The sequence below is a fragment of the Massilia sp. METH4 genome (assembly GCF_037094685.1).
Classification (GTDB): Bacteria; Pseudomonadota; Gammaproteobacteria; order Burkholderiales; family Burkholderiaceae_D; genus Rugamonas.
On sequence record NZ_CP146614.1, the window covers coordinates 2,666,605 to 2,689,598 of the forward strand.

The following is a 22,994-nucleotide window of genomic DNA, read 5'->3' on the forward strand; positions in this document are numbered from 1 at the left end:
GTTCAGCTCTTCCCGCTGACCTGGGCCGAGTCGAAGGTGGCCATGCGGTTCAGGAAATTGACGGCCGCGTGCAGCAGCGGCAACGCCAGCGCGCTGCCCGTGCCTTCGCCGAGCCGCAGGTCGAGCTGCAGCAGCGGTTTGGCGCCCAGCGCCTCGAGCATCTGCCGGTGGCCGTTTTCATTGGAGCAGTGCGCGAACACGCAATAGTCGAGGATCGCCGGCTGCAACCGTGCCGCCACGAGCAGGGCGCTGGTGACGATGAAGCCGTCGATCAGCAGCACCATGCGGCGCTCGGCCGCCTTCAGCATGGCGCCCGCCATCATGGCGATCTCGAAGCCGCCGAAGGTGGCCAGCACGTCGAGCGGCTCGGTCGTGCCAACGTGCCGCGCCGCCGCGGCCTCGATCACGCGGCCCTTGTGCAGCACGCCCGCCGGCGGCAGGCCGGTCCCGGCGCCCACGCACGCGGCGGCCGGGATGCCCGTCAGCTTGTGCATCAGGGCGGCGGCGGCCGTGGTATTGCCGATGCCCATTTCACCGAAGCCAAGCACATTGCCCGGCAGCGCTTCGGCCAGCACCATGCCGTGGGCCAGCGCTTGCGTGCATTGTTCCGCCGTCATCGCCGGCTCGACTGCGAAGTTGCGCGTGCCGTGGGCGATCTTGCGGTCCGTGAGGCCGGCGCGGGCGCCGAAGTCGTGCGCCACGCCGGCATCGATCACCTGCAGAGCGCAGCCGTTCTGCGCGGCGAACACATTGATCGCCGCACCGCCGGAAAGGAAATTCTCGACCATCTGCCACGTCACGTCCTGCGGGAAGGCCGAGATGCCTTCGGCGACCACGCCGTGGTCGCCGGCGAAGACGAGGATGGCCGGCGCGTCGATCGCCGGCGCCGTGGTGCGCTGGATCAGGCCGACCTGGCGCGCCAGCGTTTCCAGCATGCCCAGGCTGCCAGGCGGCTTGGTCTTGTTGTCGATGGCGTGCGCGAGGCGCGCGGCCAGCTCGGCGTCGGCCGTGGCGGCGATGGTGGGCAGGTTCATGGAACGGGAACGGTAGCGAAAGCCGGAATTATAATGTCGCAATGCGCATCCTCATCATCGAAGACAATCCCGACATCGTCGCCAACCTGTACGGCTTTCTCGAGCCGAAAGGCCATGTGCTCGATTCGGCGGCCAATGGCTATGGCGGGCTGGCGCTGGCCGCCCAGAACGAATACGACGCCGTCGTGCTGGACGTCATGCTGCCCGGCATGAACGGCCTGGAACTGTGCCACAAGCTGCGCGGCGAGCTGCGCAAGGACATGCCGGTGCTGATGCTGACGGCGCGCGACACGCTGGAAGACAAGGTGGCCGGCTTCGACAGCGGTGCCGACGATTACCTGGTCAAGCCGTTTTCCCTGGTCGAGCTGGAAGTGCGCCTGAAGGCGCTGGTGCGCCGCGCCAAGGGCGCCCATGCCGCCAATGCCGTGCTGGCGTTCGGCGACCTGACGTTCGATACCGAGACCTTCGAGGCCAAGCGCGCCGGCCGGCCGCTGGCGCTGACGAAGACGGGTTACACGATCCTGCGCCTGTTGATGCGGGAGGCGCCGAAAGTGGTGACGCGCGAACAGATCGAACACGAGGTGTGGGGCGACAACCCGCCCGATACCGATGCGTTGCGCGTGCACATCCACGCGCTGCGCCAGGCGCTGGACAAGCCTTTCCCGCACCAGATGCTGCGCACGATCTCGAAGATCGGCTACAAGCTGGTGGACGCGGCGGACGCCGGGCAATGAACGGAAAGGAGTCGCTGCGGCGGCGCATCACGGTGGCGTATCTTACGTTCGCCACCGTGTCGTCGGTCTTTTTCGCCGTCATCGCCGCGCTGGCCGTCGAGGGCATCGAGGTGCGGCTGGTCGACGTGCGACTGGAGGAAGTGGCCGCCTGGGCCGGTCCGCGCCATGCAGGTGGCCTGCCCGTGGAAATGCCGGCAGGGCTCAGTTACCACATGGGCGACGGGATACCGCGCTCCTTGCGTGCGCTCGAGGAAGGCGTGCATGAAGTCACGGTCGACGGTGTCGACCTGCACGTGCTGAAGGGCCGCAACGCGGAAGGCGAGTTTGCCGTGGTGGACCACGACAGCGCCTACGAGCGGATCGAGCTGGTGGTGTACTCGATGTTCGCGGTGGCCTTCGGCGGCTTCATGGCCTTCGCGGTGGTGCTGGGGCGCTTCCTCGGCAACCGCATCGTCAATCCGATCGTCGAGCTGGCGCGGGCCGTGGAGGCACGCGAACCCACCTTGCCCTTGCAGCAAAGGGAGGATGAACTGGGCCTGCTGTCGCGCACCATCGCCGGCCATACCCAGGAACTCAGGCAGTTCCTGGACCGCGAACGGTTCTTCACCGGAGACGTCAGCCACGAATTGCGCACCCCGCTGACCGTGATCGCCGGCGCCGCCGAGGTGCTGCTGGCGCGCACGGCGCAGGATCCCGCGCTGCATGCGCCGGCCGAACGGATCTATCGGGCCGCGCGCGACGCAAGCGATGTCACGTCGATGCTGCTGCGCCTGGCGCGCTCGCCTGAGCGGCTGGAATGGACCCCGATGTCGGCGGAGGCGCTGGCGCGCGAAGAGGTGGCACGTTGCCAGGTGCTGGTGGCAGGGCGTCCCGTCGAGCTGCGCTACGGCGGCGGCGAGGATTTCACCGTGCATGGCGTGCGCGAGCTGGTCTTGGCTGCCGTCGGCAACCTGGTGCGCAATGCCTGCCAGTACACGCAGCAGGGCCACGTCGAGGTGCGGCTGGAAGGGCGCAGCGTGATCGTCGAGGATACCGGCCCGGGCTTGCCCCCGGCGGCGCGTGCGCGCCTGCGCGACGAGCCGATCCCCGGCGATGCGCGCGGTTCGTCCGGCACCGGGCTGGGGCTGGGCATCGTGCAGCGCATTACCGCCCACCTCGGCGCATCGCTGGTGCTGAGGGAAGTCGCCGCAGGCAGTTGCATAGAAATTCATTTTCCGGCAACCGCACCCCGCTTAACCCCTGCTTAACCGGTGCTTGACGCGACGTTTACTTGCGCATCGGTATCGTTGACGCTTCGATTCAGGAGTCTCAACGGTGAAGATCGCTACACTGCCGCGTATTGGCGCGCCCATGCTCACACTGGGCGCTTCCACCTTCCTGGTGCTGGCCTATAACAGCAGTTTCTGGAAGACGTTCGTTTCCGCGACGGGCGGCATCCGGCTCGGTAACCTGCCCGTGTACCTGGGAGCGTTCGTCGCGCTGGTGCTGTTGTTCAACGCAATCCTCACGCTGGTCAATTTCCGTTTTGTCATCAAGCCGGTGCTGATCGTGCTGTTCCTGGGCGCTTCGGCGGCCTCGTACTTCATGAACCAGTACGGCGTGGTGATCGACGCCGCGATGGTGCAGAACGTGGTCGAGACCGATACACGGGAAGCGCACGAACTGTTGAGCTGGCAGATGCTGCAAACGGTGACGCTGCTGGGTATCGTGCCGTCGCTGCTCGTGTGGCGGCTGCCGCTGCGCTTCCCGCCTGTGCGGCGCGACCTGCTCGCCAAGCTGGGCACCGTCGCGCTGTCGCTGCTGGCGATCGCCGGGCTGCTGATGTTGCTCTTCAAGACGCTGGCGCCGGCCGTGCGGGAGCACCGCGAACTGCGGTTCCTGCTGACGCCCACCAATATGTTCCAGGCGACGCACGGCTACCTGAAGCGCAAGTGGGCCACGCCGGCCGTGATCGCGCCGCTCGGCACGGATGCGGGCCGCGGGTCCCAATGGGCGGCGCAGCCCGGCAAGCGCACCGTGACGATCATCGTCGTCGGCGAAACGGCGCGCGCCATGAGTTTTTCGCTCAACGGCTACACCCGCACCACCAATCCCTTGCTGGCCGCACAGGCAGGGTTAGTCAATTTCGCCAGCGTCAGCTCCTGCGGCACGGCGACGGCCGTGTCCGTTGCCTGCGTTTTCTCCAATCTCGGCAGGGATGGCTACTCTGCCGACAAGGCAGCCAGCCAGGAAGGCTTGCTGGACGTGCTGAAGCATGCCGGTTTCGACGTGCTGTGGCGCGACAATAACTCGGGTTGCAAGGGGACCTGCGACCGCGTGCGTTATGAAGACGTCTCGCAGCCGAAGCCGGGCGATCCGCTATGCAACGCCGAAGAGTGCTACGACGAGCGGCTGCTCGGCGGCTTGCGCGAGATGATTCGCGCTTCACCCAAGGACCTGGTGATCGTGCTGCACCAGAAGGGCAGCCATGGCCCGGAATATTTCAAGCGCTATCCGGCCGGGTTCGGCAAGTTCGGTCCAGTGTGCCGCACGAACGAGCTGGAAGATTGTTCGCGCGAATCGATCGCCGCAGCCTACGACAACACGATCCTGTACACGGATTTCGTGCTGAGCAGGACGATCGACCTGCTGCGCGCCGCCGCGGCGGAAGACGGTGTCGACACGGCGATGCTGTATTTCTCCGATCACGGCGAATCGCTGGGGGAACACAATATGTACCTGCATGGGGCGCCTTATATCATTTCGCCGGCCGAGCAGCGCCGCGTGCCCATGATGCTGTGGGTCTCCGACGGTTTCCGGGAACGGTTCAAGATCGACAATAGTTGCCTCGCTGCGCGTGCCACGCAGCAGTTCTCGCACGATAACGTGTTCCACACGGTGCTGGGGCTGCTGAACGTGAGCACGGCGGTGTATAACCCGAAGCTCGACGCCATTCACCCCTGCACGCGCCGGAATTGACATGCGGCGCTCCTTGCTTTCGCGTCCGGCGCGTGCGGCGGGTGCAGCCCTGTTGCTGTCCGGCCTGCTGATCCTGTGGATCGGTCACTTCACCGATATCGACCTCGCACTGGCCGATGCCGTATTCGACCACGCGGCGCACCACTTCCCGATGCAGCATGCCTGGCTGGCCGAGCGCTTCAATCACGTGATACTGAAGTCGCTCCTTTCCGCATTGGGCGGTAGTGCCGTTGCACTGGCGCTGTGGGACGCCGTGCGGCCGAGGCCGGGTTGGAGCGATGCCACGCGGGTAGGGATGCGCGTGGTCGCCATATCGGCCGTGGCGGTGCCGTTGGTAATCAGCCTGCTCAAGCAATTCAGTACCTCGCATTGCCCTTGGGATTTGCAGCGGTATGGCGGCAGCGAACCTTACGTCCGCCTGCTCGAATGGATGCCTTCCGGCGTCGCGGCGGGCCACTGCATGCCGGGCGGGCATGCGTCGAGCGCACTCTGGCTCATATCGATTGCAGCATTCTGGTGGCCGCATAGCCGCGCCAAGGGAATTGCCGTTGGGTTATCAATGTTGATATTCGGGCTAGCTGTCGGTTGGATTCAGCAATTGCGTGGTGCGCATTTCCTGACGCATACGCTGTGGTCCGCGTGGATTGCCTGTGCGCTCGTGCTTGCCATTTACCTCATGAACTCAAAGGGGCTTGCAAGGCGGTTTGGGGCTGGCTATAATTCTGTCCCTGCCGCAACGCAGCCGTGAAAACGAAACGATGCGACAGGATGTTTGAATCGCTTGAGCAACATTGCGATACAAACCGAGGGGTTGACGAGCTGCACGAAACACCGCATAATCTCATCTCTCTGCTGCTGACAAACACAACGATTTGTCGACGAGCTCAAGCAGTTCGGCAGCACGCCTTCAAGGGCAGAATTCTTTAACAATCAACAGTCGATAAGTGTGGGCGTTTGATGATGTGCCCGGGACTTCGGTCCCGTAGCTCAAAATATATAGCATCAAACGCTTACACAAGTAATAAACGTAATCATCTTCGGATGATTCGTCAGTATTCTTGAGTAAGTGACCCTCGGCAGCAATGCCGAGACAACAGAGATTAAACTGAAGAGTTTGATCCTGGCTCAGATTGAACGCTGGCGGCATGCTTTACACATGCAAGTCGAACGGCATCGCGGGCTTCGGCCTGGCGGCGAGTGGCGAACGGGTGAGTAATATATCGGAACGTGCCCAAGAGTGGGGGATAACGTAGCGAAAGTTACGCTAATACCGCATACGATCCAAGGATGAAAGCAGGGGACCGCAAGGCCTTGTGCTCCTGGAGCGGCCGATATCTGATTAGCTAGTTGGTGAGGTAAAGGCTCACCAAGGCGACGATCAGTAGCTGGTCTGAGAGGACGACCAGCCACACTGGAACTGAGACACGGTCCAGACTCCTACGGGAGGCAGCAGTGGGGAATTTTGGACAATGGGGGCAACCCTGATCCAGCAATGCCGCGTGAGTGAAGAAGGCCTTCGGGTTGTAAAGCTCTTTTGTCAGGGAAGAAAAGGGTACGGCTAATATCCGTACCTCATGACGGTACCTGAAGAATAAGCACCGGCTAACTACGTGCCAGCAGCCGCGGTAATACGTAGGGTGCAAGCGTTAATCGGAATTACTGGGCGTAAAGCGTGCGCAGGCGGTTTTGTAAGTCTGACGTGAAATCCCCGGGCTTAACCTGGGAATGGCGTTGGAGACTGCAAGGCTGGAATCTGGCAGAGGGGGGTAGAATTCCACGTGTAGCAGTGAAATGCGTAGAGATGTGGAGGAACACCGATGGCGAAGGCAGCCCCCTGGGCTAAGATTGACGCTCATGCACGAAAGCGTGGGGAGCAAACAGGATTAGATACCCTGGTAGTCCACGCCCTAAACGATGTCTACTAGTTGTTGGGTCTTAATTGACTTAGTAACGCAGCTAACGCGTGAAGTAGACCGCCTGGGGAGTACGGTCGCAAGATTAAAACTCAAAGGAATTGACGGGGACCCGCACAAGCGGTGGATGATGTGGATTAATTCGATGCAACGCGAAAAACCTTACCTACCCTTGACATGTCAGGAACCTCTGAGAGATTGGAGGGTGCCCGAAAGGGAACCTGAACACAGGTGCTGCATGGCTGTCGTCAGCTCGTGTCGTGAGATGTTGGGTTAAGTCCCGCAACGAGCGCAACCCTTGTCATTAGTTGCTACGAAAGGGCACTCTAATGAGACTGCCGGTGACAAACCGGAGGAAGGTGGGGATGACGTCAAGTCCTCATGGCCCTTATGGGTAGGGCTTCACACGTCATACAATGGTACATACAGAGGGCCGCCAACCCGCGAGGGGGAGCTAATCCCAGAAAGTGTATCGTAGTCCGGATTGTAGTCTGCAACTCGACTACATGAAGTTGGAATCGCTAGTAATCGCGGATCAGCATGTCGCGGTGAATACGTTCCCGGGTCTTGTACACACCGCCCGTCACACCATGGGAGCGGGTTTTACCAGAAGTAGGTAGCTTAACCGCAAGGAGGGCGCTTACCACGGTAGGATTCGTGACTGGGGTGAAGTCGTAACAAGGTAGCCGTATCGGAAGGTGCGGCTGGATCACCTCCTTTCTAGAGTAGGCACTGACCGTAAGGTCGTGCATCAAACGCTCACACTTATCGACTGTCGAATGAAGAAGAAACAGTAGCACCGCAAGATCATGCGGGTCTGTAGCTCAGCTGGTTAGAGCACCGTGTTGATAACGCGGGGGTCGTTGGTTCGAGCCCAACCAGACCCACCACGTATTGCACAGAAATCCCTGGGGGATTAGCTCAGCTGGGAGAGCACCTGCTTTGCAAGCAGGGGGTCGTCGGTTCGATCCCGTCATCCTCCACCAACGCATCTGCGTAAGATATCAAACGTAAGCACAAGATGTTTAGGTTTGATCTTTTAGAGATCTAAGCTGTTTCGTTCTTTAACAATCTGGATGAAGTAAAGTTTTATTAAGCGTGGATCGAAAGATTCACACTTAGGGTAGTGTTCGAAAGAACGCATACAAAACTCATCAAACACAGTAGTAAATGCATTTGAAGCTATAGCCGTCAAGGTTATAGGGACAAGTGACTAAGTGCACATGGCGGATGCCTTGGCGATTACAGGCGATGAAGGACGTAGTAGTCTGCGATAAGCTTCGGGGAGCTGACAAACGAGCTTTGATCCGAAGATTTCCGAATGGGGAAACCCACCCTTTCAGGGTATCACTCACTGAATACATAGGTGTGTGAGGCGAACGCGGCGAACTGAAACATCTAAGTAGCTGCAGGAAAAGAAATCAACCGAGATTCCCAAAGTAGTGGCGAGCGAAATGGGAAGAGCCTGTACGTGATAGTCGGACTGATAGTGGAAGCCTCTGGAAATAGGCGCCATAGTGGGTGATAGCCCCGTACACGAAATCAGGCCGGTGGTACTAAGCGTACGACAAGTAGGGCGGGACACGAGAAATCCTGTCTGAATATGGGGGGACCATCCTCCAAGGCTAAATACTCGTAATCGACCGATAGTGAACCAGTACCGTGAGGGAAAGGCGAAAAGAACCCCGGGAGGGGAGTGAAATAGATCCTGAAACCGTGTGCATACAAACAGTCGGAGCGGACTTGTTCCGTGACGGCGTACCTTTTGTATAATGGGTCAGCGACTTACATTCAGTAGCGAGGTTAACCATATAGGGGAGCCGTAGAGAAATCGAGTCCGAACAGGGCGTCAGTTGCTGGGTGTAGACCCGAAACCAAGTGATCTATCCATGGCCAGGTTGAAGGTGCGGTAACACGCACTGGAGGACCGAACCCACTAATGTTGAAAAATTAGGGGATGAGCTGTGGATAGGGGTGAAAGGCTAAACAAACTTGGAAATAGCTGGTTCTCTCCGAAAACTATTTAGGTAGTGCCTCAAGTATCACCACCGGGGGTAGAGCACTGTTATGGCTAGGGGGTCATCGCGACTTACCAAACCATTGCAAACTCCGAATACCGGTGAGTGCGAGCTTGGGAGACAGACGTCGGGTGCTAACGTCCGGCGTCAAGAGGGAAACAACCCAGACCGCCAGCTAAGGTCCCAAAGATTGGCTAAGTGGAAAACGAAGTGGGAAGGCTAAAACAGTCAGGATGTTGGCTTAGAAGCAGCCATCATTTAAAGAAAGCGTAATAGCTCACTGATCGAGTCGTCCTGCGCGGAAGATGTAACGGGGCTAAGCCAGTCACCGAAGCTGCGGATATCCGTAAGGATATGGTAGGAGAGCGTTCTGTAAGCCTGCGAAGGTGGCTTGTAAAGGCTGCTGGAGGTATCAGAAGTGCGAATGCTGACATGAGTAGCGATAATGCGGGTGAAAAGCCCGCACGCCGTAAGCCCAAGGTTTCCTGTTCAACGTTCATCGGAGCAGGGTGAGTCGGCCCCTAAGGCGAGGCAGAGATGCGTAGCTGATGGGAAGCAGGTTAATATTCCTGCACCGTCGTATGATGCGATGGGGGGACGGATCGCGGAAGGTTGTCTGACTGTTGGAATAGTCAGTTTCTGGTTCATAGAAGGTGCTTAGGCAAATCCGGGCACGTAATTCAAGGGACTGGGACGAAGGGTCATTGACCCTGAAGCAATCGGAAGTGGTTCCAAGAAAAGCCTCTAAGCTTCAGTCATACGAGACCGTACCGCAAACCGACACAGGTGGGCGAGATGAGTATTCTAAGGCGCTTGAGAGAACTCGGGAGAAGGAACTCGGCAAATTGGTACCGTAACTTCGGGAAAAGGTACGCCCCGGTAGCTTGACTGCTTTACTGCAGAAGGGTGAAAGGGTTGCAATAAAATGGTGGCTGCGACTGTTTAATAAAAACACAGCACTCTGCAAACACGAAAGTGGACGTATAGGGTGTGACGCCTGCCCGGTGCTGGAAGATTAAATGATGGGGTGCAAGCTCTTGATTGAAGTCCCAGTAAACGGCGGCCGTAACTATAACGGTCCTAAGGTAGCGAAATTCCTTGTCGGGTAAGTTCCGACCTGCACGAATGGCGTAACGATGGCCACACTGTCTCCTCCCGAGGCTCAGCGAAGTTGAAGTGTTTGTGATGATGCAATCTACCCGCGGCTAGACGGAAAGACCCCATGAACCTTTACTGTAGCTTTGCATTGGACTTTGAACCAATCTGTGTAGGATAGGTGGGAGGCTTTGAAGCGGGGACGCCAGTTCTCGTGGAGCCAACCTTGAAATACCACCCTGGTTTGTTTGAGGTTCTAACCTTGGTCCGTTATCCGGATCGGGGACAGTGCATGGTAGGCAGTTTGACTGGGGCGGTCTCCTCCTAAAGTGTAACGGAGGAGTTCGAAGGTACGCTAGGTACGGTCGGACATCGTGCTAATAGTGCAATGGCATAAGCGTGCTTAACTGCGAGACCGACAAGTCGAGCAGGTACGAAAGTAGGACATAGTGATCCGGTGGTTCTGTATGGAAGGGCCATCGCTCAACGGATAAAAGGTACTCTGGGGATAACAGGCTGATTCCTCCCAAGAGTTCATATCGACGGGGGAGTTTGGCACCTCGATGTCGGCTCATCACATCCTGGGGCTGTAGCCGGTCCCAAGGGTATGGCTGTTCGCCATTTAAAGTGGTACGTGAGCTGGGTTTAAAACGTCGTGAGACAGTTTGGTCCCTATCTGCCGTGGGCGTTGGAAATTTGAAGGGGGCTGCTCCTAGTACGAGAGGACCGGAGTGGACGAACCTCTGGTGTACCGGTTGTCACGCCAGTGGCATTGCCGGGTAGCTAAGTTCGGAAGAGATAACCGCTGAAAGCATCTAAGCGGGAAACTTGCCTTAAGATGAGATTTCCCGGAGCCTTGAGCTCCTTGAAGGGTCGTTCGAGACCAGGACGTTGATAGGTCAGGTGTGGAAGTGCAGTAATGCATTAAGCTAACTGATACTAATTGCCCGTACGGCTTGTCCCTATAACCTTGACGGTTGTATTTAATTTTTCAGTGCATTTACTCTTGATGAGTGACCCAAAACTTTACTGAATCCAGATTGAGCAGTAGCGTCGCCCTGTAGCGGGACGATACTGCGTACAAGTCATGCCTGATGACCATAGCAAGTCGGTCCCACCCCTTCCCATCCCGAACAGGACCGTGAAACGACTTTGCGCCGATGATAGTGCTGCAACCAGTGTGAAAGTAGGTTATCGTCAGGCTGTTATTCCGAGAAAAGCCCGTAGCGTGATCGCTGCGGGCTTTTTCCATTTTCTGCTTCCGTCTCATCCGTGCCCACCCTCCGCTTCGAGCTGTCGAATGCGCCGATCGTTCGGCCGGGCACTGCCCGACCTCACTGCTGCAACCAGTGTGAAAGTAGGTTATCGTCAGGCTGTTATTCCGAGAAAAGCCCGTAGCGTGATCGCTGCGGGCTTTTTCCATTTTCTGCTTCCGTCTCATCCGTGCGTACCCTCCGCTTCGAGCTGGCCAGGCTCCGCAGCATTCCAAGCACTGCGCCATTCGCTCGGCGAAACACTGCTTGACCTCACTGCTCGACTGTTTGTCAATCAAGCGCCGGTTGTTCAGTCACCGGAATTAAGCCCCCAGTCCTCAAACATCTCACGATATGTAGAGAGATCGAAATTCTCATCAGGCAGAGGCTCGTTCAAAACCGCATAACCAAAGCCGGCTTTGCCAATTGAATCCGCATATTCACCCACCTCATCATAATCCTGAAATATCAGGATTCCATTCGGTGCGCCGAGCTCAGGAATACGAAGGACGGGATGAAGAATTCGCCCATCGTGCGCTGCCCATACAAAGTCGGAATCAAATGACAGCGCAAGCTTATTACATGCTCGTATAAGCCTATCCTTTAGATCATTCATAATCGCGGTTCGATAACAGGAGTGTGAGCGACAGGGCCAACACGACGATATGGGCCCTTCAAAGAAGGTGCGCCTGAACCATGAGACTCAGGCCGCCGCACTTCGTTTCCGGGGTGCGGGCAAGCCCGTCCGCCGCAGCGGCTAAACACCTCTGGGCAGGAAAAGGTGCCTGTCACCAAGGCTAACCAGGGCTACCACGCCTTCGGCGGAGGCGAAACAACGGTCCGGATGTCAAAAAGCCCCTGTCCAGTAATACCGGCAGGGGCTTTCATATCAGGTACCGAGATAATGGCGAGCGGAGATCAGATTCCCCAGACAATATTATCGTTGCCATCCCGCGCCGCCCGCAGCATTTCCAGCAGCGGAAATGCCCGTTGGGCAAAGCCGATGTGGTTTTTCTCGGCCATTTCCGGCGACTCATCGTCGTTGGGCAAGTGATGCGGATGAGTATGGTTGGCATGGTCGGCATCCACTTCCGGGTGCAGCTTGCTCAGCGCAACTTCCTTCTCCAGCAATTGCACGGCCTGCGCCGCCTCGGCGGCAGTGATGACACCGCGCGTATGATTCTTGTTGAGCACATCCAGGATCCGTTGAGCGTGTTCCTGGACCATCGTGACATCGGGCGATGTCTGGGATTTGAATGTGATTAACATGGCGCTTCCTGACGTGTTGTTTTAATGGTCCAACGATATCACGGCTTACCGGCGGACACTGGCACGCACGCCAGCGTTTCAGTTCAGCTTAAATGAACGGATGAAGGTGTCAATGTTTTCAGTGTCGACCGCCTTCTCGGGCCCGAGGACAATCACCTGGTAGGCACGGCTTCCCCGCGCCAGGAATCGGCCATGCAACTGCATCGGCCGCCCGTTGTTCGCGCCATGGGCCGCAATCTCCAAGCCGCCTTCCCGTACCGCCTCGCTGGTGATGGTGCCGCCGATATTGCGCACCATGGCGGTGCGCAACGACTGGACTGCGGCCTCGGCCTGGGGCGCGTCTGCCAGCTCAGCGCTGCCGACGGCGAACACGGTACCGTCCACTTCAGCGGCCGTCATCGTCATCGGCGCATCACGCCCGTCGAGCTTGACGGTGCGCGTGTGCGTCGCCGGCTTGCCTGGGAACAGCACCGAATAGGCTGCGTCCGCGGCGCGGTAGTCGCGCCAGTCGAGTTTCGGGCTGCAGGCGCTCACCGCCGCTGCCACGGCGAGAATCGTCGGAATCGTCAGGGAGAGTTTCATGCAACGATGGTAGCAGCGTCGGAAGCCGGGCGCTATCGCTGCAAAAGTCAGGTCAGTCCTTCACAGCTGTCGCAGCACGCGGCGAAATTGCACAGCCTCGCCCACGTGCCTGGCCTGTACCGTGTCCGAGCCGGCGAGGTCGGCGATCGTCCGCGCCACCCGCAGCACGCGGTGATAGGCGCGTGCCGACCAGTGGAATTGCAGCATCGACTTGTGCAGTGTGTCCTGGCCACCACGGTCGGGCTTGCAGTAGCGGTCGATTTCGCGCGACGTCAGGTAGCGATTGCTCTTGCCTTGCCGTTCCAGTTGCCGTTCGAACGCCGCCTGTACGCGCGCCGCGATCGCTTGCGTCGGCTCTCCATCCTCCACCGTGTCCAGCGTCTCGGTCGGCACCGCACCGACCTCGATCTGCATGTCGATCCGGTCCAGCAGCGGGCCGGAAATGCGGTCCTGGTAACGGCCGATCGTGTCTTGCGAGCATTTGCACTTGCCAGAGAGGTGCCCGTAGTAGCCGCAAGGGCAGGGATTCATCGCCGCCACCAGCTGGAACCGGGCGGGGAACTCGGCCTGGCGGGCCGCACGGGAGATCGTTACCCGGCCCGATTCGAGCGGTTCGCGCAGTACTTCCAGCACGCGGCGGTCGAATTCCGGCAACTCGTCCAGGAACAGCACGCCGCAATGCGCCAGCGAGATTTCGCCTGGCCTCGGCACGCTGCCGCCGCCCACCAGCGCAACGCCGGAGGATGTGTGATGCGGGGCGCGAAACGGCCGCACCTTCCACGCGGAGGCCTTGAAACCGCCCGTCAGCGACTGTACGGCGGCCGCTTCCAGGGCTTCGTCGTTCGTCATCGCGGGCAGCAGGCCGGGAAAGCGGGACGCCAGCATGGTCTTGCCCGAACCCGGCGGGCCCATCATCAATAAGCTGTGGCCACCGGCTGCCGCCACTTCGAGCGCCCGTTTCGCGTGCCACTGGCCTTTCACTTCGGCGAAGTCAGGATGCCCGGCCAGGGCCGGCGGGGGCGCCGGGCGATGCCGCGCAAGCCGGGCGCTGTCGTCCGCCGCGCGGAAGTGGTTGCAGACTTCGAGCAACGTCGCGGCGGGATACACCGCCGCACCATCGACGAGTGCCGCCTCGTCCGCATTGGCCAATGGCAGGACGATGGCGCCGCGGGTGCGGGCCCGCTGCATGGCAAACGTCATGGCCAGCGCGCCGCGGATGGGGCGCAGCTCGCCGGTTAGCGACAGTTCACCGGCGAATTCATAACGGGACAGCGGGGGAGCGGGGATCTGGCCGGACGCGGCCAGGATGCCGAGCGCGATAGGCAAGTCGAAACGGCCCGATTCCTTGGGCAGGTCGGCTGGCGCCAGATTGACGATAATGCGGTGGTTCGGCATTTCGAAGCCGGCGTTGGCGATCGCCGCGCGCACGCGCTCGCGCGCTTCCTTCACTTCGGTGTCGGCAAGCCCGACGATGGCAAAGGCCGGCAAGCCGCCGGCCAGGTGCACTTCGACGCTGACTTCAGGCGCTTCGATGCCGTTCAGCGCACGGCTTTTCAGGACGGCCAGGCTCATGATTCCCCGCTGCAAGCTCTATGAATACGAGACGATCGTGCATCGTAGAACGCGACAGCGGGTGCGGCATTGTGCCGCAGCAAATACGGAAGACCGTTACAGCGGCGCCTTTTCCGCCGCGATCTTCGCTTCCAGCTCGGCCAGGCGCGTTTCCAGCAATTCCAGCCGCGCGCGGGTCTTTGCCAGGACCTGCGCCTGGATGTCGAACTCTTCGCGTGTGACGAGGTCGAGCTTGGAAAAGCCCTGCGTCATCATCGCCTTCACATTGCGCTCAATATCCTTGGCGGGCGAGTTTTCGATGACGTGATTGATTTTCGATTGCAGGTCGTTGAAGAAGTTGTTCATGTCCACAATGGGCTCCCGGTGAAAGTTTGTGCCGTGAGCGCACCACCGTGGTGCGGCTCCGAAGTTTATTTGGTGCGAAACAGGCGTCCTGTTCCACGGCTCAGCTATCGGCACAGCAACTATTTGCTGGCACGCATTCTGCTATAGGTATCAGGACAACGAGTCAGACGAATTTTAAACCGCAATAAAAGTTCACTCAAAAGGAAATCGCCATGTCATACCCGAGCAAGCGTTCCACGCTGTCCATCGCCGTCCTGTTCGCATGCATCGCAACAGGCCAGGCCCAGGCACAGGAAGCAGCCGCGGCGAAACCGGACAATGAGATCAGCTTCAACGCGGCCGTCACCAGCGATTACCGTTACCGCGGGATTTCGCAAACACGTCTGAAACCCGCGCTGCAGGGCGGCGCTGACTGGGTCAATAACCCGACAGGTTTCTATGCCGGCACCTGGCTGTCCACCATCAAGTGGGTCAAGGACGGGGGCGGCGACGGCAGCGTCGAATGGGACGTGTATGCCGGCAAGCGCGGCGAGATCGGCTCCGGCTTCACGTACGACGTGGGCGGCCTGGGCTACCTCTACCCGTCGAACTCGCTGCCCACCAGCGCGAACACGTTCGAATTGTACGGCCAGGTCGGCTTCGGCCCCGCCACGTTGAAATACTCCCATTCGCTGACCAACCTGTTCGGCTTTGCCGACAGCAAGAACAGCCAGTATCTGGATGCGTCCGTCAACCAGGAAGTGGGCGACGGGTTCATCCTGAACCTGCACATCGGTCGCCAGAAAGTCAGGAATAACGACGTCGCCAGCTACACCGACTGGAAAGTCGGGATCACGAAGGACTTCGGCGTCGCCACGGTATCGCTGGCCTATGTCGATACCAATACCGAAGCGTATTTCGCGCCGAACGGCAAGAACCTGGGTAAATCGGGCGCCGTGTTCACCCTGTCCAAAACCTTCTGAAACAAAAACGAGGCCTGCCATGAAAATGATTACCGCCATCATCAAGCCGTTCAAGCTAGACGAGGTGCGTGAAGCCCTTTCCGCGATCAACGTGCAAGGGATTACCGTGACCGAGGTGAAGGGTTTCGGCCGCCAGAAAGGCCACACGGAGCTGTACCGCGGCGCCGAGTACGTGGTCGATTTCCTGCCCAAGACCAAGATCGAAGCGGCGGTCGACGACGCGATCGTCGAGCAGGCCATCGAAGCCATCGAAACGGCTGCCCGCACCGGCAAAATCGGTGACGGGAAGATTTTCGTTTATAACCTGGAACAGGTGATTCGTATCCGTACCGGCGAAACCGGCAACGATGCGCTTTAAATATAAAAGGGGAAACCGATGAAGAAAACGATAACGAAGTGGCTGGCCGGGGCAGCCATGCTGATGGCGTTCAGTGCCGCGCCGGCCTGGTCGCAGGATACGCCGGCGGCGGATGCGCCAGCGGCGACCGCCGCCGCTCCGGCCGCGGCGGAAGCACCGGCCGCCGCGCCGGCAGCTGCCGCACCCGCTGCCGCGCCTGCCGCACCGGCCGCGGCACCGACGCCCCATAAAGGCGATACCTCGTGGATGTTCGTCTCCACGCTGCTGGTCATCATGATGTCGATCCCCGGCCTGGCCCTGTTCTACGGCGGCCTGGTGCGCTCGAAGAACATGCTGTCGATCCTGATGCAGATCTTCACCATTTTCTCGCTGATCATCGTGTTGTGGTGCATTTACGGCTACTCGGTCGCGTTCACCGAAGGCAATGCCTTCGTCGGCGGCTTCAGCCGCGCGCTGCTGAACGGCATCTATGATCCGGTCGCCGGCACGTTCGCCTATGCGGCAACGTTCAGCAAGGGTGTCGTCATTCCCGAATTCATCTTCGTCGCGTTCCAGGGCACGTTCGCCGCGATCACCTGCGGCCTGATCGTCGGCGCCTTCGCCGAGCGCGCGAAATTCGCGGCCGTGCTGGCCTTCATCGTGATCTGGTTCACGTTCGCCTACCTGCCGATGGCCCACATGGTCTGGTTCTGGACCGGCCCGGACACGATCACCGACGCCGCTTCGCTGGCAACGGCCACCGCCAAGGGCGGCTACCTGTGGAGCCACGGCGCGCTGGACTTCGCCGGCGGTACCGTGGTGCACATCAACGCCGCCGTCGCCGGCCTGGTGGGTGCCTACATGATGGGCAAGCGCGTGGGCTACGGCCGCGAATCGATGGCACCGCACTCGCTGGTGATGACGATGATCGGCGCCTCGCTGCTGTGGGTGGGCTGGTTCGGCTTCAACGCCGGCTCCGCGCTGGAAGCGGGCGACATCGCCGCGCTGGCCTTCGTGAACACGCTGCTGGCCACCGCCGCCGCCACCGTGTCCTGGCTGTTCGCCGAGTGGATCTTCAAGGGCAAGCCCTCGATGCTGGGTGCCGTGTCCGGCGCCGTGGCAGGCCTGGTGGCCATCACCCCGGCGGCTGGTTTCGTCGGCCCGATGGGCGGCCTGATCATCGGCCTCCTGGCTGGCGTGGTCTGCCTGTGGGGTGTGAATGGCCTGAAGCGCATGCTGGGCGCCGACGACTCGCTGGACGTGTTCGGCGTGCACGGCGTGGGCGGTATCCTGGGCGCGGTGCTGACCGGCGTGTTCGCCGCGCCGTCGCTGGGCGGCCAGGGCATCTGGGATTACGTGGCCAACAAGGCTTCCGCCGACTATTCGATCGGCGGCCAGGTCGTCACGCAGCTGATCGGCGTGGGCGTCACCATCCTGTGGTCGGGCATCGTCGCCTTCATCGCCTACAAGATCGTCGACGTGGTGATCGGCCTGCGCGTGCCGGAAGAGCAGGAGCGCGAAGGCCTGGACATCAACAGCCACGGCGAGACCGCTTACCACATCTAAAACTGAGCTGAAACTGAGCTGGAACCCGCGGTTCTGCCGCCGAAAGCGCCCTGCGGGGCGCTTTTTTGCTTACCAGACCTTTAAAATGACGCTTTTGCCCTGATTTGGTGAGTCCGCTGGCGCGCTTTGCGGGGCCGGCGCGCAGTTCGCCTCTCACTACAAGGATGTAAGCATGGTTCCCCACCTCGTCACGGCCCTGACCGGACCGCTGCTCGATCTCGAAGAAAAAATCCTGGCCGCCACGCCCGCCATCGAGCGCTGGTTCCGCCTGGAATGGCAGGAACACACGCCGCCGTTCTATTGCTCCGTCGATCTGCGCAACGCCGGGTACAAGCTCGCCCCGGTGGACACGAACCTGTTCCCCGGCGGTTTCCATTACCTGGCGAGCGAGATGCTGCCGCTGTCCGTGCAGGCCGCCATGGCCGCCATCGACAAGTATTGCCCGGACGCGCGCAACCTGCTGGTGATCCCGGAAAGCCATAACCGCCATCCGACTTACCTGGAAAACGTGGCGCGGCTGGCTCAGATCTTCCGCCAGACGGGCTTGAACGTGCGCTTCGGTACGCTGAACCCGGACATCACCCAGCCGACGCCGCTGGCCTTGCCGGACGGGAACATGCTGGTCGTGGAGCCGCTGGAGCGCTCGGCCAACGGCCGCCGCCTGGGGCTGAAGGATTTCGATCCGTGCACGATCTTGCTGAACAACGACCTGTCGGCGGGTACTCCGGACATCCTGCAAAATATCCATGAGCAAAGCCTGCTGCCGCCGCTGCACGCGGGCTGGGCGATGCGCCGCAAGCACAACCACTTCACGGCCTACGACGAGGTGGCCAAGAAGTTCGGCAAGCTGATCGGCGTGGACCCGTGGATGGTGAACCCGTTCCACGCCCGCTGCGGCGAGGTCGACCTGCAGACGGGAGAGGGGCAGGATTGCCTGGCCAGCAATGTCGACGCGGTGCTGGCCAAGATCCGCAAGAAGTACAAGGAATACGGCATCAAGGAAAAGCCGTTCGTCATCGTCAAGCCCGATGCCGGCACGTATGGCAAGGGCATCATCAGCATTCGCGACGCGGCCGAGCTGAAGGACCTGTCGCCCGCCCAGCGCGAGCGCATGTCGGTGGTAAAGGATGGCAAGGTTGTCAGCGAGCTCAACATCCAGGAAGGCGTGCCGACATTCGAGAGCATCAAGGATGCGGTGGCCGAGCCCGTCGTCTACATGATCGACCGATACGTGGTCGGCGGCTTCTACCGCGTGCATGCCGAGCGGGGCGTGGACCAGAACCTGAACGCGCCCGGCTCCGAATTCGTCCCGCTGGCATTCGCCCAGCAGCACGCGATCCCCGACCTGAAGGCCAAACCCGGCACCGCGGCCCCGAACCGCTTCTATGTGTACGGCGTCGTCGCCCGGCTCGCGCTGCTGGCCGCCTCGCTGGAGATGGAACGCACCGATCCGAACCCGGAAGTGTATTGATCCAGCCTGCCGCATCCCGTGCCAGGCGCTCCTCTCCTGCGATATTTCCTCAACCCCGGTGACAGGCACCCCCGTTCGGGAAATATTCCAAAAAACCCGGTGCCTGTCACCGGGTTTCGGGAAACATTCCAAAAAAGGCGGTGCCTGTCACCGGGGTTCGGGAAATATTTCAGAAATGGCGACTTCCCCGCTTCGCCACCCGGTTTTCCGTGTACGGACTGAGCCGATGGCGGCTTGGAATCTCGGCTAAAATCAGTCATTACATCGAATGGACGCGCCCATGAAAATCGCTTTTCTTGCCGACCCGTTGGCGAACTTCAAGATCTACAAGGACTCCACGTACGCCATGATGGCCGAGGCTGCAAAGCGCGGCCACGAGGTGTATGCGTTCCAGCAGCGCCATATGGCGCTGGAGAACGGCATTGTCCGCGCCTGGGTGTCGCGCATCACGATGACCGGCGGCGGGCAGGAAGACTGGTACGAGGCGGCGCCGTCGGAAGACGTGGCGCTGTCCGAGTTCGACGTGATCCTGGAACGCAAGGACCCGCCGTTCGACATGGAATACGTGTACGGCACCTATCTCCTCCAGCTGGCCGAAAAGCAGGGCGTGAAGGTGTTCAACAGCCCGCAGGCGATCCGCGACCACAATGAAAAGCTGTCGATCGCGCAATTCTCGCAATTCACGTCGCCCACCATCGTCACGTCCGATGAAACGCGCCTGCGCGCCTTCCATGCCGAGCATGGCGACGTGATCTTCAAGCCGCTGGACGGCATGGGCGGCACCGGTATTTTCCGCGTGAAGGCCGATGCGCTGAACCTCGGCTCGATCATCGAAACGCTGTCGCAGAATGGCCGCCAGACGATCATGGCGCAGCGCTACATCCCCGAGATCGTCAAGGGCGACAAGCGCATCCTCGTCATCGGCGGCAAGCCGGTGCCCTTCTCGCTGGCCCGCATTCCCCAGGGCAGCGAGGTGCGCGGCAACCTGGCTGCGGGCGGCGTGGGCGTGGCCCAGCCGCTCACCAAGCGCGACCGTGAAATTGCCGAGGCAATCGGTCCGGTATTGGCTGAGCGCGGGTTATTGCTGGTAGGATTGGACGTGATCGGCGATTACCTGACCGAGGTAAACGTCACCAGCCCGACCTGTTTCCAGGAAATCACGCAGCAGACGGGCTTCGAGGTTGCCGCCATGTTCATCGACGCGCTCGAACAGGCGGCCTGACAAGGACCGATATGGTTGGTATTTTATTGATGACGCACGCGCCGTTGGGGGAAGCGTTCCTGGCGGCGGTCGCCCACGTATTCCGCGCCAAGGTCGAGCACCTCGAAGCGATCGACGTGGTGGCCGACCAGGACCTGGCCGACGTGCAAACGCTGGCCGCGGCGGCGATCAAGCGGCTGGACGACGGTTCCGGCGTGCTGGTGATCACCGACGTAAAAGGCGGCACCCCGGCCAATTGCTGCAACAAGCTTGCCGATGCCGGCCATGTGGAAGTCATCGCCGGCATCAGCCTGCCGATGCTGCTGCGCGCCATCACCTACCGCATGGACACGCTGGACGTGGTGGTGGAAATGGCGCTGGCCGGCGCGCAAAGCGGCGCCGTGCGGGTCGATAACCGGATCAGGGTCAATTAAAGAAAACGTAAGCGCCGCCGTTCAGAATGGCGGGGTGGGTGACTACAGCCCCTGAATCACCAAAGCAGCAACACCAGCAGTCATCACGCAGTGTATAAACCATAAGAAAACATGATCCAGCAAGAACTCGAAATCATCAACAAGCTCGGCTTGCACGCGCGCGCTTCCGCCAAGTTCACCCAGCTGGCGGCCAGGTACCGCAGCGACGTCTGGCTCTCCCGCAACGGCCGGCGCATCAATGCCAAATCGATCATGGGTGTGATGATGCTGGCTGCCGGCAAGGGGGCCAAGGTCACGCTCGAAGCCGACGGGGCGGACGAACAGGAGTGCATCGCGGCGCTGGCGGCGCTGGTCAACGACAAATTCGGCGAAGGCGAGTAAATGCCGTTTGACCGGGGAGCACCGATGGCATCGTTCACACTGCACGGCATACCGGTCTCGCGTGGCATCGCCATCGGCCGCGCGCAACTGCTCGCGCCGGCCGCGCTGGACGTCAAGCATTACCTGATCCCGGAAGAAAACGTGGAAGCGGAAGTGCTGCGCCTGCAAACGGCGCTGGCCACCGTGCACCGCGAACTGCAAACGCTGTGGAATGAACTGCCCAAGGACGCGCCGACGGAGCTGGGCGCGTTCATCGACGTCCACGCGCTGATCCTTTCCGACCCAATGATCTCCGAGGCGCCGCTGGACATCATCCGCAGCCGCCACTACAACGCCGAATGGGCCCTCGTCACGCAGATCGAGGAATTGTCCGCCCAGTTCGACGAGATCGAAGACCCCTATCTGCGCGAACGCAAGGTCGACATCCAGCAGGTAGCCGAGCGCGTGCTGAAAGTGCTGATGGGCAGTGAGCTGCCGATCCCGCAAACGCAACCGGACGACGACGAATTCGCCGCCCAGATGGTCGTCATCGCGCACGACATCTCCCCGGCGGACATGCTGAAATTCCGCGACCGCTCCTTCATCGGCTTCGTCACCGACGTGGGCGGCCAGAACTCGCACACGGCCATCGTGGCGCGCAGCCTGGACATCCCGGCCGCCGTCGGCGTGGCGCAGGCGTCCACGCTGATCGAGCAGGACGACTGGGTGATCATCGATGGCGATGCCGGCGTGGTCATCGTCAGCCCCAGCGCGCTCGTGCTGCAGCAATATCGCGAGCGGCAGCTGGCCGCGCAGCGCGCCCGCAAGAAGCTGGGCAAGCTGAAGAAAACCCCGGCCGTCACCAGGGATGGCACGCCGATCACGCTGCTGGCCAATATCGAGCTGCCGGACGATTGCGGCCCCGCGCTCGAAGCCGGCGCCACGGGCGTGGGCCTGTTCCGCTCCGAATTCCTGTTCATGGGCCGGGCCGGCGACATGCCCTCCGAAGACGAGCAGTTCGAACAGTACCGGCGCGCCGTGGTGGCGATGAAGGGCCGCCCCGTGACGATCCGCACGCTCGACATCGGCGCCGACAAGCCGCTGGACACCGTGGAGCACACGGCCCTCAACCCCGCCTTGGGCTTGCGGGCCATCCGCTACTGCCTGTCCGAGCCACAGATCTTCCTGGCGCAGCTGCGCGCGATCCTGCGCGCCTCCGCCTTCGGCAAGGTGCGCATCCTGATCCCCATGCTGGCCCACGCCCACGAGATCGACCAGTCGCTGGCGATGATCGAGCTTGCCAAATCCGAGCTGCGCGAGGCGAACATCAAGTACGACCCGCAGGTGGAAGTGGGGGCGATGATCGAGATTCCCGCCGCCGCCCTGGCGTTGCCAATGTTCGTGCGGAAGATGAACTTCCTGTCGATCGGCACCAACGACCTCATTCAGTACACGCTGGCCATCGACCGGGTTGATTATGAGGTGGCGCACCTTTACAATCCCCTGCATCCTGCCGTACTGCAACTGATTTCGATGACCATAGCCGCCGGCCACAAGGCCGGTATCGACGTTGCCGTGTGCGGCGAGATGGCGGGTGACGTGAAGCTCACGCGCCTGTTGCTCGGCATGGGCTTGCGTGACTTCTCGATGCACCCCGCGCAGCTGCTGTCGGTGAAGCAGGAAATCCTGAATACCGACATGGCCCGGATCCTGCCGCAAACGCGCAAGATACTTCGCTCCATGGACCCGGACGTCATCGCGGATGCCGTCCTGTCCCTGCAGGCGATGTAAATAAAAATACAGCGGGCGCCCCCATTCGGGCGCCGCCACCATCACTGGCCCGCGGGGCCGCCGCAGTACACAATTACAACATCCGAAAACATGTCCTCG

Annotated in this window: 18 protein-coding genes, 2 tRNA genes and 3 rRNA genes; 17 read left to right on the forward strand and 6 right to left on the reverse strand. The window is 60.8% G+C overall.

Annotated elements, in window-relative coordinates; all coding sequences use genetic code 11:
• Window positions 1–2: 2 nt before the first annotated feature.
• Window positions 3–1,034 (reverse strand): nicotinate-nucleotide--dimethylbenzimidazole phosphoribosyltransferase, encoded by a 1,032-nt coding sequence (gene cobT, locus V6Z91_RS11790; RefSeq protein WP_338771810.1) that lies wholly within the window; start codon window positions 1,032–1,034, stop codon window positions 3–5.
• Window positions 1,035–1,075: 41 nt separating this feature from the next.
• Here cobT and V6Z91_RS11795 point away from each other — a divergent pair, with 41 nt between their 5' ends.
• From V6Z91_RS11795 to rrf, 9 genes are all read left to right on the forward strand, one after another.
• Complete coding sequence (locus V6Z91_RS11795; protein WP_338770564.1) at window positions 1,076–1,768, forward strand: response regulator transcription factor; 693 nt, start codon at window positions 1,076–1,078, stop codon at window positions 1,766–1,768.
• On the forward strand, window positions 1,765–3,015 hold the full coding sequence (locus V6Z91_RS11800; RefSeq protein ID WP_338770565.1) for a HAMP domain-containing sensor histidine kinase: 1,251 nt from the start codon (window positions 1,765–1,767) through the stop codon (window positions 3,013–3,015). Before V6Z91_RS11795 ends, V6Z91_RS11800 begins: the two co-directional genes overlap by 4 nt.
• 67 nt (window positions 3,016–3,082) lie before the next feature.
• Window positions 3,083–4,726 (forward strand): phosphoethanolamine--lipid A transferase, encoded by a 1,644-nt coding sequence (locus V6Z91_RS11805; protein WP_338770566.1) that lies wholly within the window; start codon window positions 3,083–3,085, stop codon window positions 4,724–4,726.
• 1 nt (window position 4,727) lies between these two features.
• Window positions 4,728–5,474 (forward strand): phosphatase PAP2 family protein, encoded by a 747-nt coding sequence (locus tag V6Z91_RS11810; RefSeq protein WP_338770567.1) that lies wholly within the window; start codon window positions 4,728–4,730, stop codon window positions 5,472–5,474.
• Window positions 5,475–5,828: 354 nt separating this feature from the next.
• Window positions 5,829–7,359 (forward strand): 16S ribosomal RNA (locus V6Z91_RS11815).
• A 93-nt stretch (window positions 7,360–7,452) separates the two neighbouring features.
• Window positions 7,453–7,529, forward strand: a tRNA-Ile gene (locus V6Z91_RS11820).
• Between the two features lie 20 nt (window positions 7,530–7,549).
• Window positions 7,550–7,625: transfer RNA gene (locus tag V6Z91_RS11825), tRNA-Ala, on the forward strand.
• Window positions 7,626–7,842: 217 nt separating this feature from the next.
• Window positions 7,843–10,716, forward strand: a 23S ribosomal RNA gene (locus V6Z91_RS11830).
• A 126-nt stretch (window positions 10,717–10,842) separates the two neighbouring features.
• Window positions 10,843–10,955: ribosomal RNA gene (gene rrf / locus V6Z91_RS11835) — 5S ribosomal RNA — on the forward strand.
• The 16S, 23S and 5S rRNA genes sit together here with 2 tRNA genes alongside, the layout of an rRNA operon.
• Window positions 10,956–11,315: 360 nt before the next feature.
• Here the strand turns inward: rrf and V6Z91_RS11840 are convergent.
• From V6Z91_RS11840 to V6Z91_RS11860, 5 genes are all read right to left on the reverse strand, one after another.
• The gene (locus V6Z91_RS11840; protein ID WP_338770569.1) at window positions 11,316–11,621 is read right to left on the reverse strand and encodes a hypothetical protein; all 306 of its coding nucleotides are present in this window, start codon (window positions 11,619–11,621) and stop codon (window positions 11,316–11,318) included.
• A 302-nt stretch (window positions 11,622–11,923) separates the two neighbouring features.
• Window positions 11,924–12,274: a DUF1840 domain-containing protein gene (locus V6Z91_RS11845; RefSeq protein ID WP_338770570.1), complete on the reverse strand. Its 351-nt coding sequence runs from the start codon at window positions 12,272–12,274 to the stop codon at window positions 11,924–11,926.
• A 78-nt stretch (window positions 12,275–12,352) separates the two neighbouring features.
• Window positions 12,353–12,856: a hypothetical protein gene (locus V6Z91_RS11850; RefSeq protein WP_338770571.1), complete on the reverse strand. Its 504-nt coding sequence runs from the start codon at window positions 12,854–12,856 to the stop codon at window positions 12,353–12,355.
• Window positions 12,857–12,916: 60 nt separating this feature from the next.
• Window positions 12,917–14,428, reverse strand: a complete 1,512-nt coding sequence (locus tag V6Z91_RS11855; protein ID WP_338770572.1) for a YifB family Mg chelatase-like AAA ATPase — start codon at window positions 14,426–14,428, stop codon at window positions 12,917–12,919.
• A gap of 96 nt (window positions 14,429–14,524) precedes the next feature.
• Window positions 14,525–14,779: an accessory factor UbiK family protein gene (locus tag V6Z91_RS11860; protein ID WP_338770574.1), complete on the reverse strand. Its 255-nt coding sequence runs from the start codon at window positions 14,777–14,779 to the stop codon at window positions 14,525–14,527.
• Between the two features lie 206 nt (window positions 14,780–14,985).
• Here V6Z91_RS11860 and V6Z91_RS11865 point away from each other — a divergent pair, with 206 nt between their 5' ends.
• The 8 genes from V6Z91_RS11865 to ptsP all read left to right on the forward strand — a co-directional run bounded on the left by V6Z91_RS11865 (window position 14,986) and on the right by ptsP (window position 22,895).
• A complete protein-coding gene (locus tag V6Z91_RS11865; protein ID WP_338770575.1) occupies window positions 14,986–15,735 on the forward strand; it encodes a TorF family putative porin in 750 nt (249 codons plus the stop codon).
• 19 nt (window positions 15,736–15,754) lie between these two features.
• Window positions 15,755–16,093: a P-II family nitrogen regulator gene (locus V6Z91_RS11870; RefSeq protein WP_130186246.1), complete on the forward strand. Its 339-nt coding sequence runs from the start codon at window positions 15,755–15,757 to the stop codon at window positions 16,091–16,093.
• 18 nt (window positions 16,094–16,111) lie between these two features.
• On the forward strand, window positions 16,112–17,638 hold the full coding sequence (gene amt, locus V6Z91_RS11875; protein ID WP_338770579.1) for an ammonium transporter: 1,527 nt from the start codon (window positions 16,112–16,114) through the stop codon (window positions 17,636–17,638).
• Between the two features lie 172 nt (window positions 17,639–17,810).
• A complete protein-coding gene (gene gshA, locus V6Z91_RS11880; protein WP_338770581.1) occupies window positions 17,811–19,109 on the forward strand; it encodes a glutamate--cysteine ligase in 1,299 nt (432 codons plus the stop codon).
• Between the two features lie 280 nt (window positions 19,110–19,389).
• A complete protein-coding gene (gene gshB / locus V6Z91_RS11885) occupies window positions 19,390–20,331 on the forward strand; it encodes a glutathione synthase (RefSeq protein ID WP_338770582.1) in 942 nt (313 codons plus the stop codon).
• Between the two features lie 11 nt (window positions 20,332–20,342).
• Entirely contained in the window at window positions 20,343–20,744 is a 402-nt protein-coding gene (locus V6Z91_RS11890; protein WP_338770583.1) for a PTS fructose transporter subunit IIA, read from the forward strand.
• Window positions 20,745–20,855: 111 nt separating this feature from the next.
• Entirely contained in the window at window positions 20,856–21,125 is a 270-nt protein-coding gene (locus tag V6Z91_RS11895; RefSeq protein ID WP_338770584.1) for an HPr family phosphocarrier protein, read from the forward strand.
• Between the two features lie 24 nt (window positions 21,126–21,149).
• A complete protein-coding gene (ptsP, locus tag V6Z91_RS11900; protein WP_338770585.1) occupies window positions 21,150–22,895 on the forward strand; it encodes a phosphoenolpyruvate--protein phosphotransferase in 1,746 nt (581 codons plus the stop codon).
• Window positions 22,896–22,994: the final 99 nt, after the last annotated feature.

Excerpts from the sequence above, each read along its gene's own strand:
- amt (WP_338770579.1), top strand. The coding sequence starts at position 16,112 with ATGAAGAAAACGATAACGAAGTGGCTGGCCGGGGCAGCCATGCTGATG.
- V6Z91_RS11895 (WP_338770584.1), top strand. The coding sequence starts at position 20,856 with ATGATCCAGCAAGAACTCGAAATCATCAACAAGCTCGGCTTGCACGCG.
- V6Z91_RS11870 (WP_130186246.1), top strand. The coding sequence starts at position 15,755 with ATGAAAATGATTACCGCCATCATCAAGCCGTTCAAGCTAGACGAGGTG.
- ptsP (WP_338770585.1), top strand. The coding sequence starts at position 21,150 with ATGGCATCGTTCACACTGCACGGCATACCGGTCTCGCGTGGCATCGCC.
- V6Z91_RS11890 (WP_338770583.1), top strand. The coding sequence starts at position 20,343 with ATGGTTGGTATTTTATTGATGACGCACGCGCCGTTGGGGGAAGCGTTC.
- gshA (WP_338770581.1), top strand. The coding sequence starts at position 17,811 with ATGGTTCCCCACCTCGTCACGGCCCTGACCGGACCGCTGCTCGATCTC.
- V6Z91_RS11855 (WP_338770572.1), bottom strand. The coding sequence starts at position 14,428 with ATGAGCCTGGCCGTCCTGAAAAGCCGTGCGCTGAACGGCATCGAAGCG.
- cobT (WP_338771810.1), bottom strand. The coding sequence starts at position 1,034 with ATGAACCTGCCCACCATCGCCGCCACGGCCGACGCCGAGCTGGCCGCG.
- V6Z91_RS11845 (WP_338770570.1), bottom strand. The coding sequence starts at position 12,274 with ATGTTAATCACATTCAAATCCCAGACATCGCCCGATGTCACGATGGTC.
- gshB (WP_338770582.1), top strand. The coding sequence starts at position 19,390 with ATGAAAATCGCTTTTCTTGCCGACCCGTTGGCGAACTTCAAGATCTAC.
- V6Z91_RS11840 (WP_338770569.1), bottom strand. The coding sequence starts at position 11,621 with ATGAATGATCTAAAGGATAGGCTTATACGAGCATGTAATAAGCTTGCG.
- V6Z91_RS11850 (WP_338770571.1), bottom strand. The coding sequence starts at position 12,856 with ATGAAACTCTCCCTGACGATTCCGACGATTCTCGCCGTGGCAGCGGCG.
- V6Z91_RS11795 (WP_338770564.1), top strand. The coding sequence starts at position 1,076 with ATGCGCATCCTCATCATCGAAGACAATCCCGACATCGTCGCCAACCTG.
- V6Z91_RS11865 (WP_338770575.1), top strand. The coding sequence starts at position 14,986 with ATGTCATACCCGAGCAAGCGTTCCACGCTGTCCATCGCCGTCCTGTTC.
- V6Z91_RS11800 (WP_338770565.1), top strand. The coding sequence starts at position 1,765 with ATGAACGGAAAGGAGTCGCTGCGGCGGCGCATCACGGTGGCGTATCTT.
- V6Z91_RS11810 (WP_338770567.1), top strand. The coding sequence starts at position 4,728 with ATGCGGCGCTCCTTGCTTTCGCGTCCGGCGCGTGCGGCGGGTGCAGCC.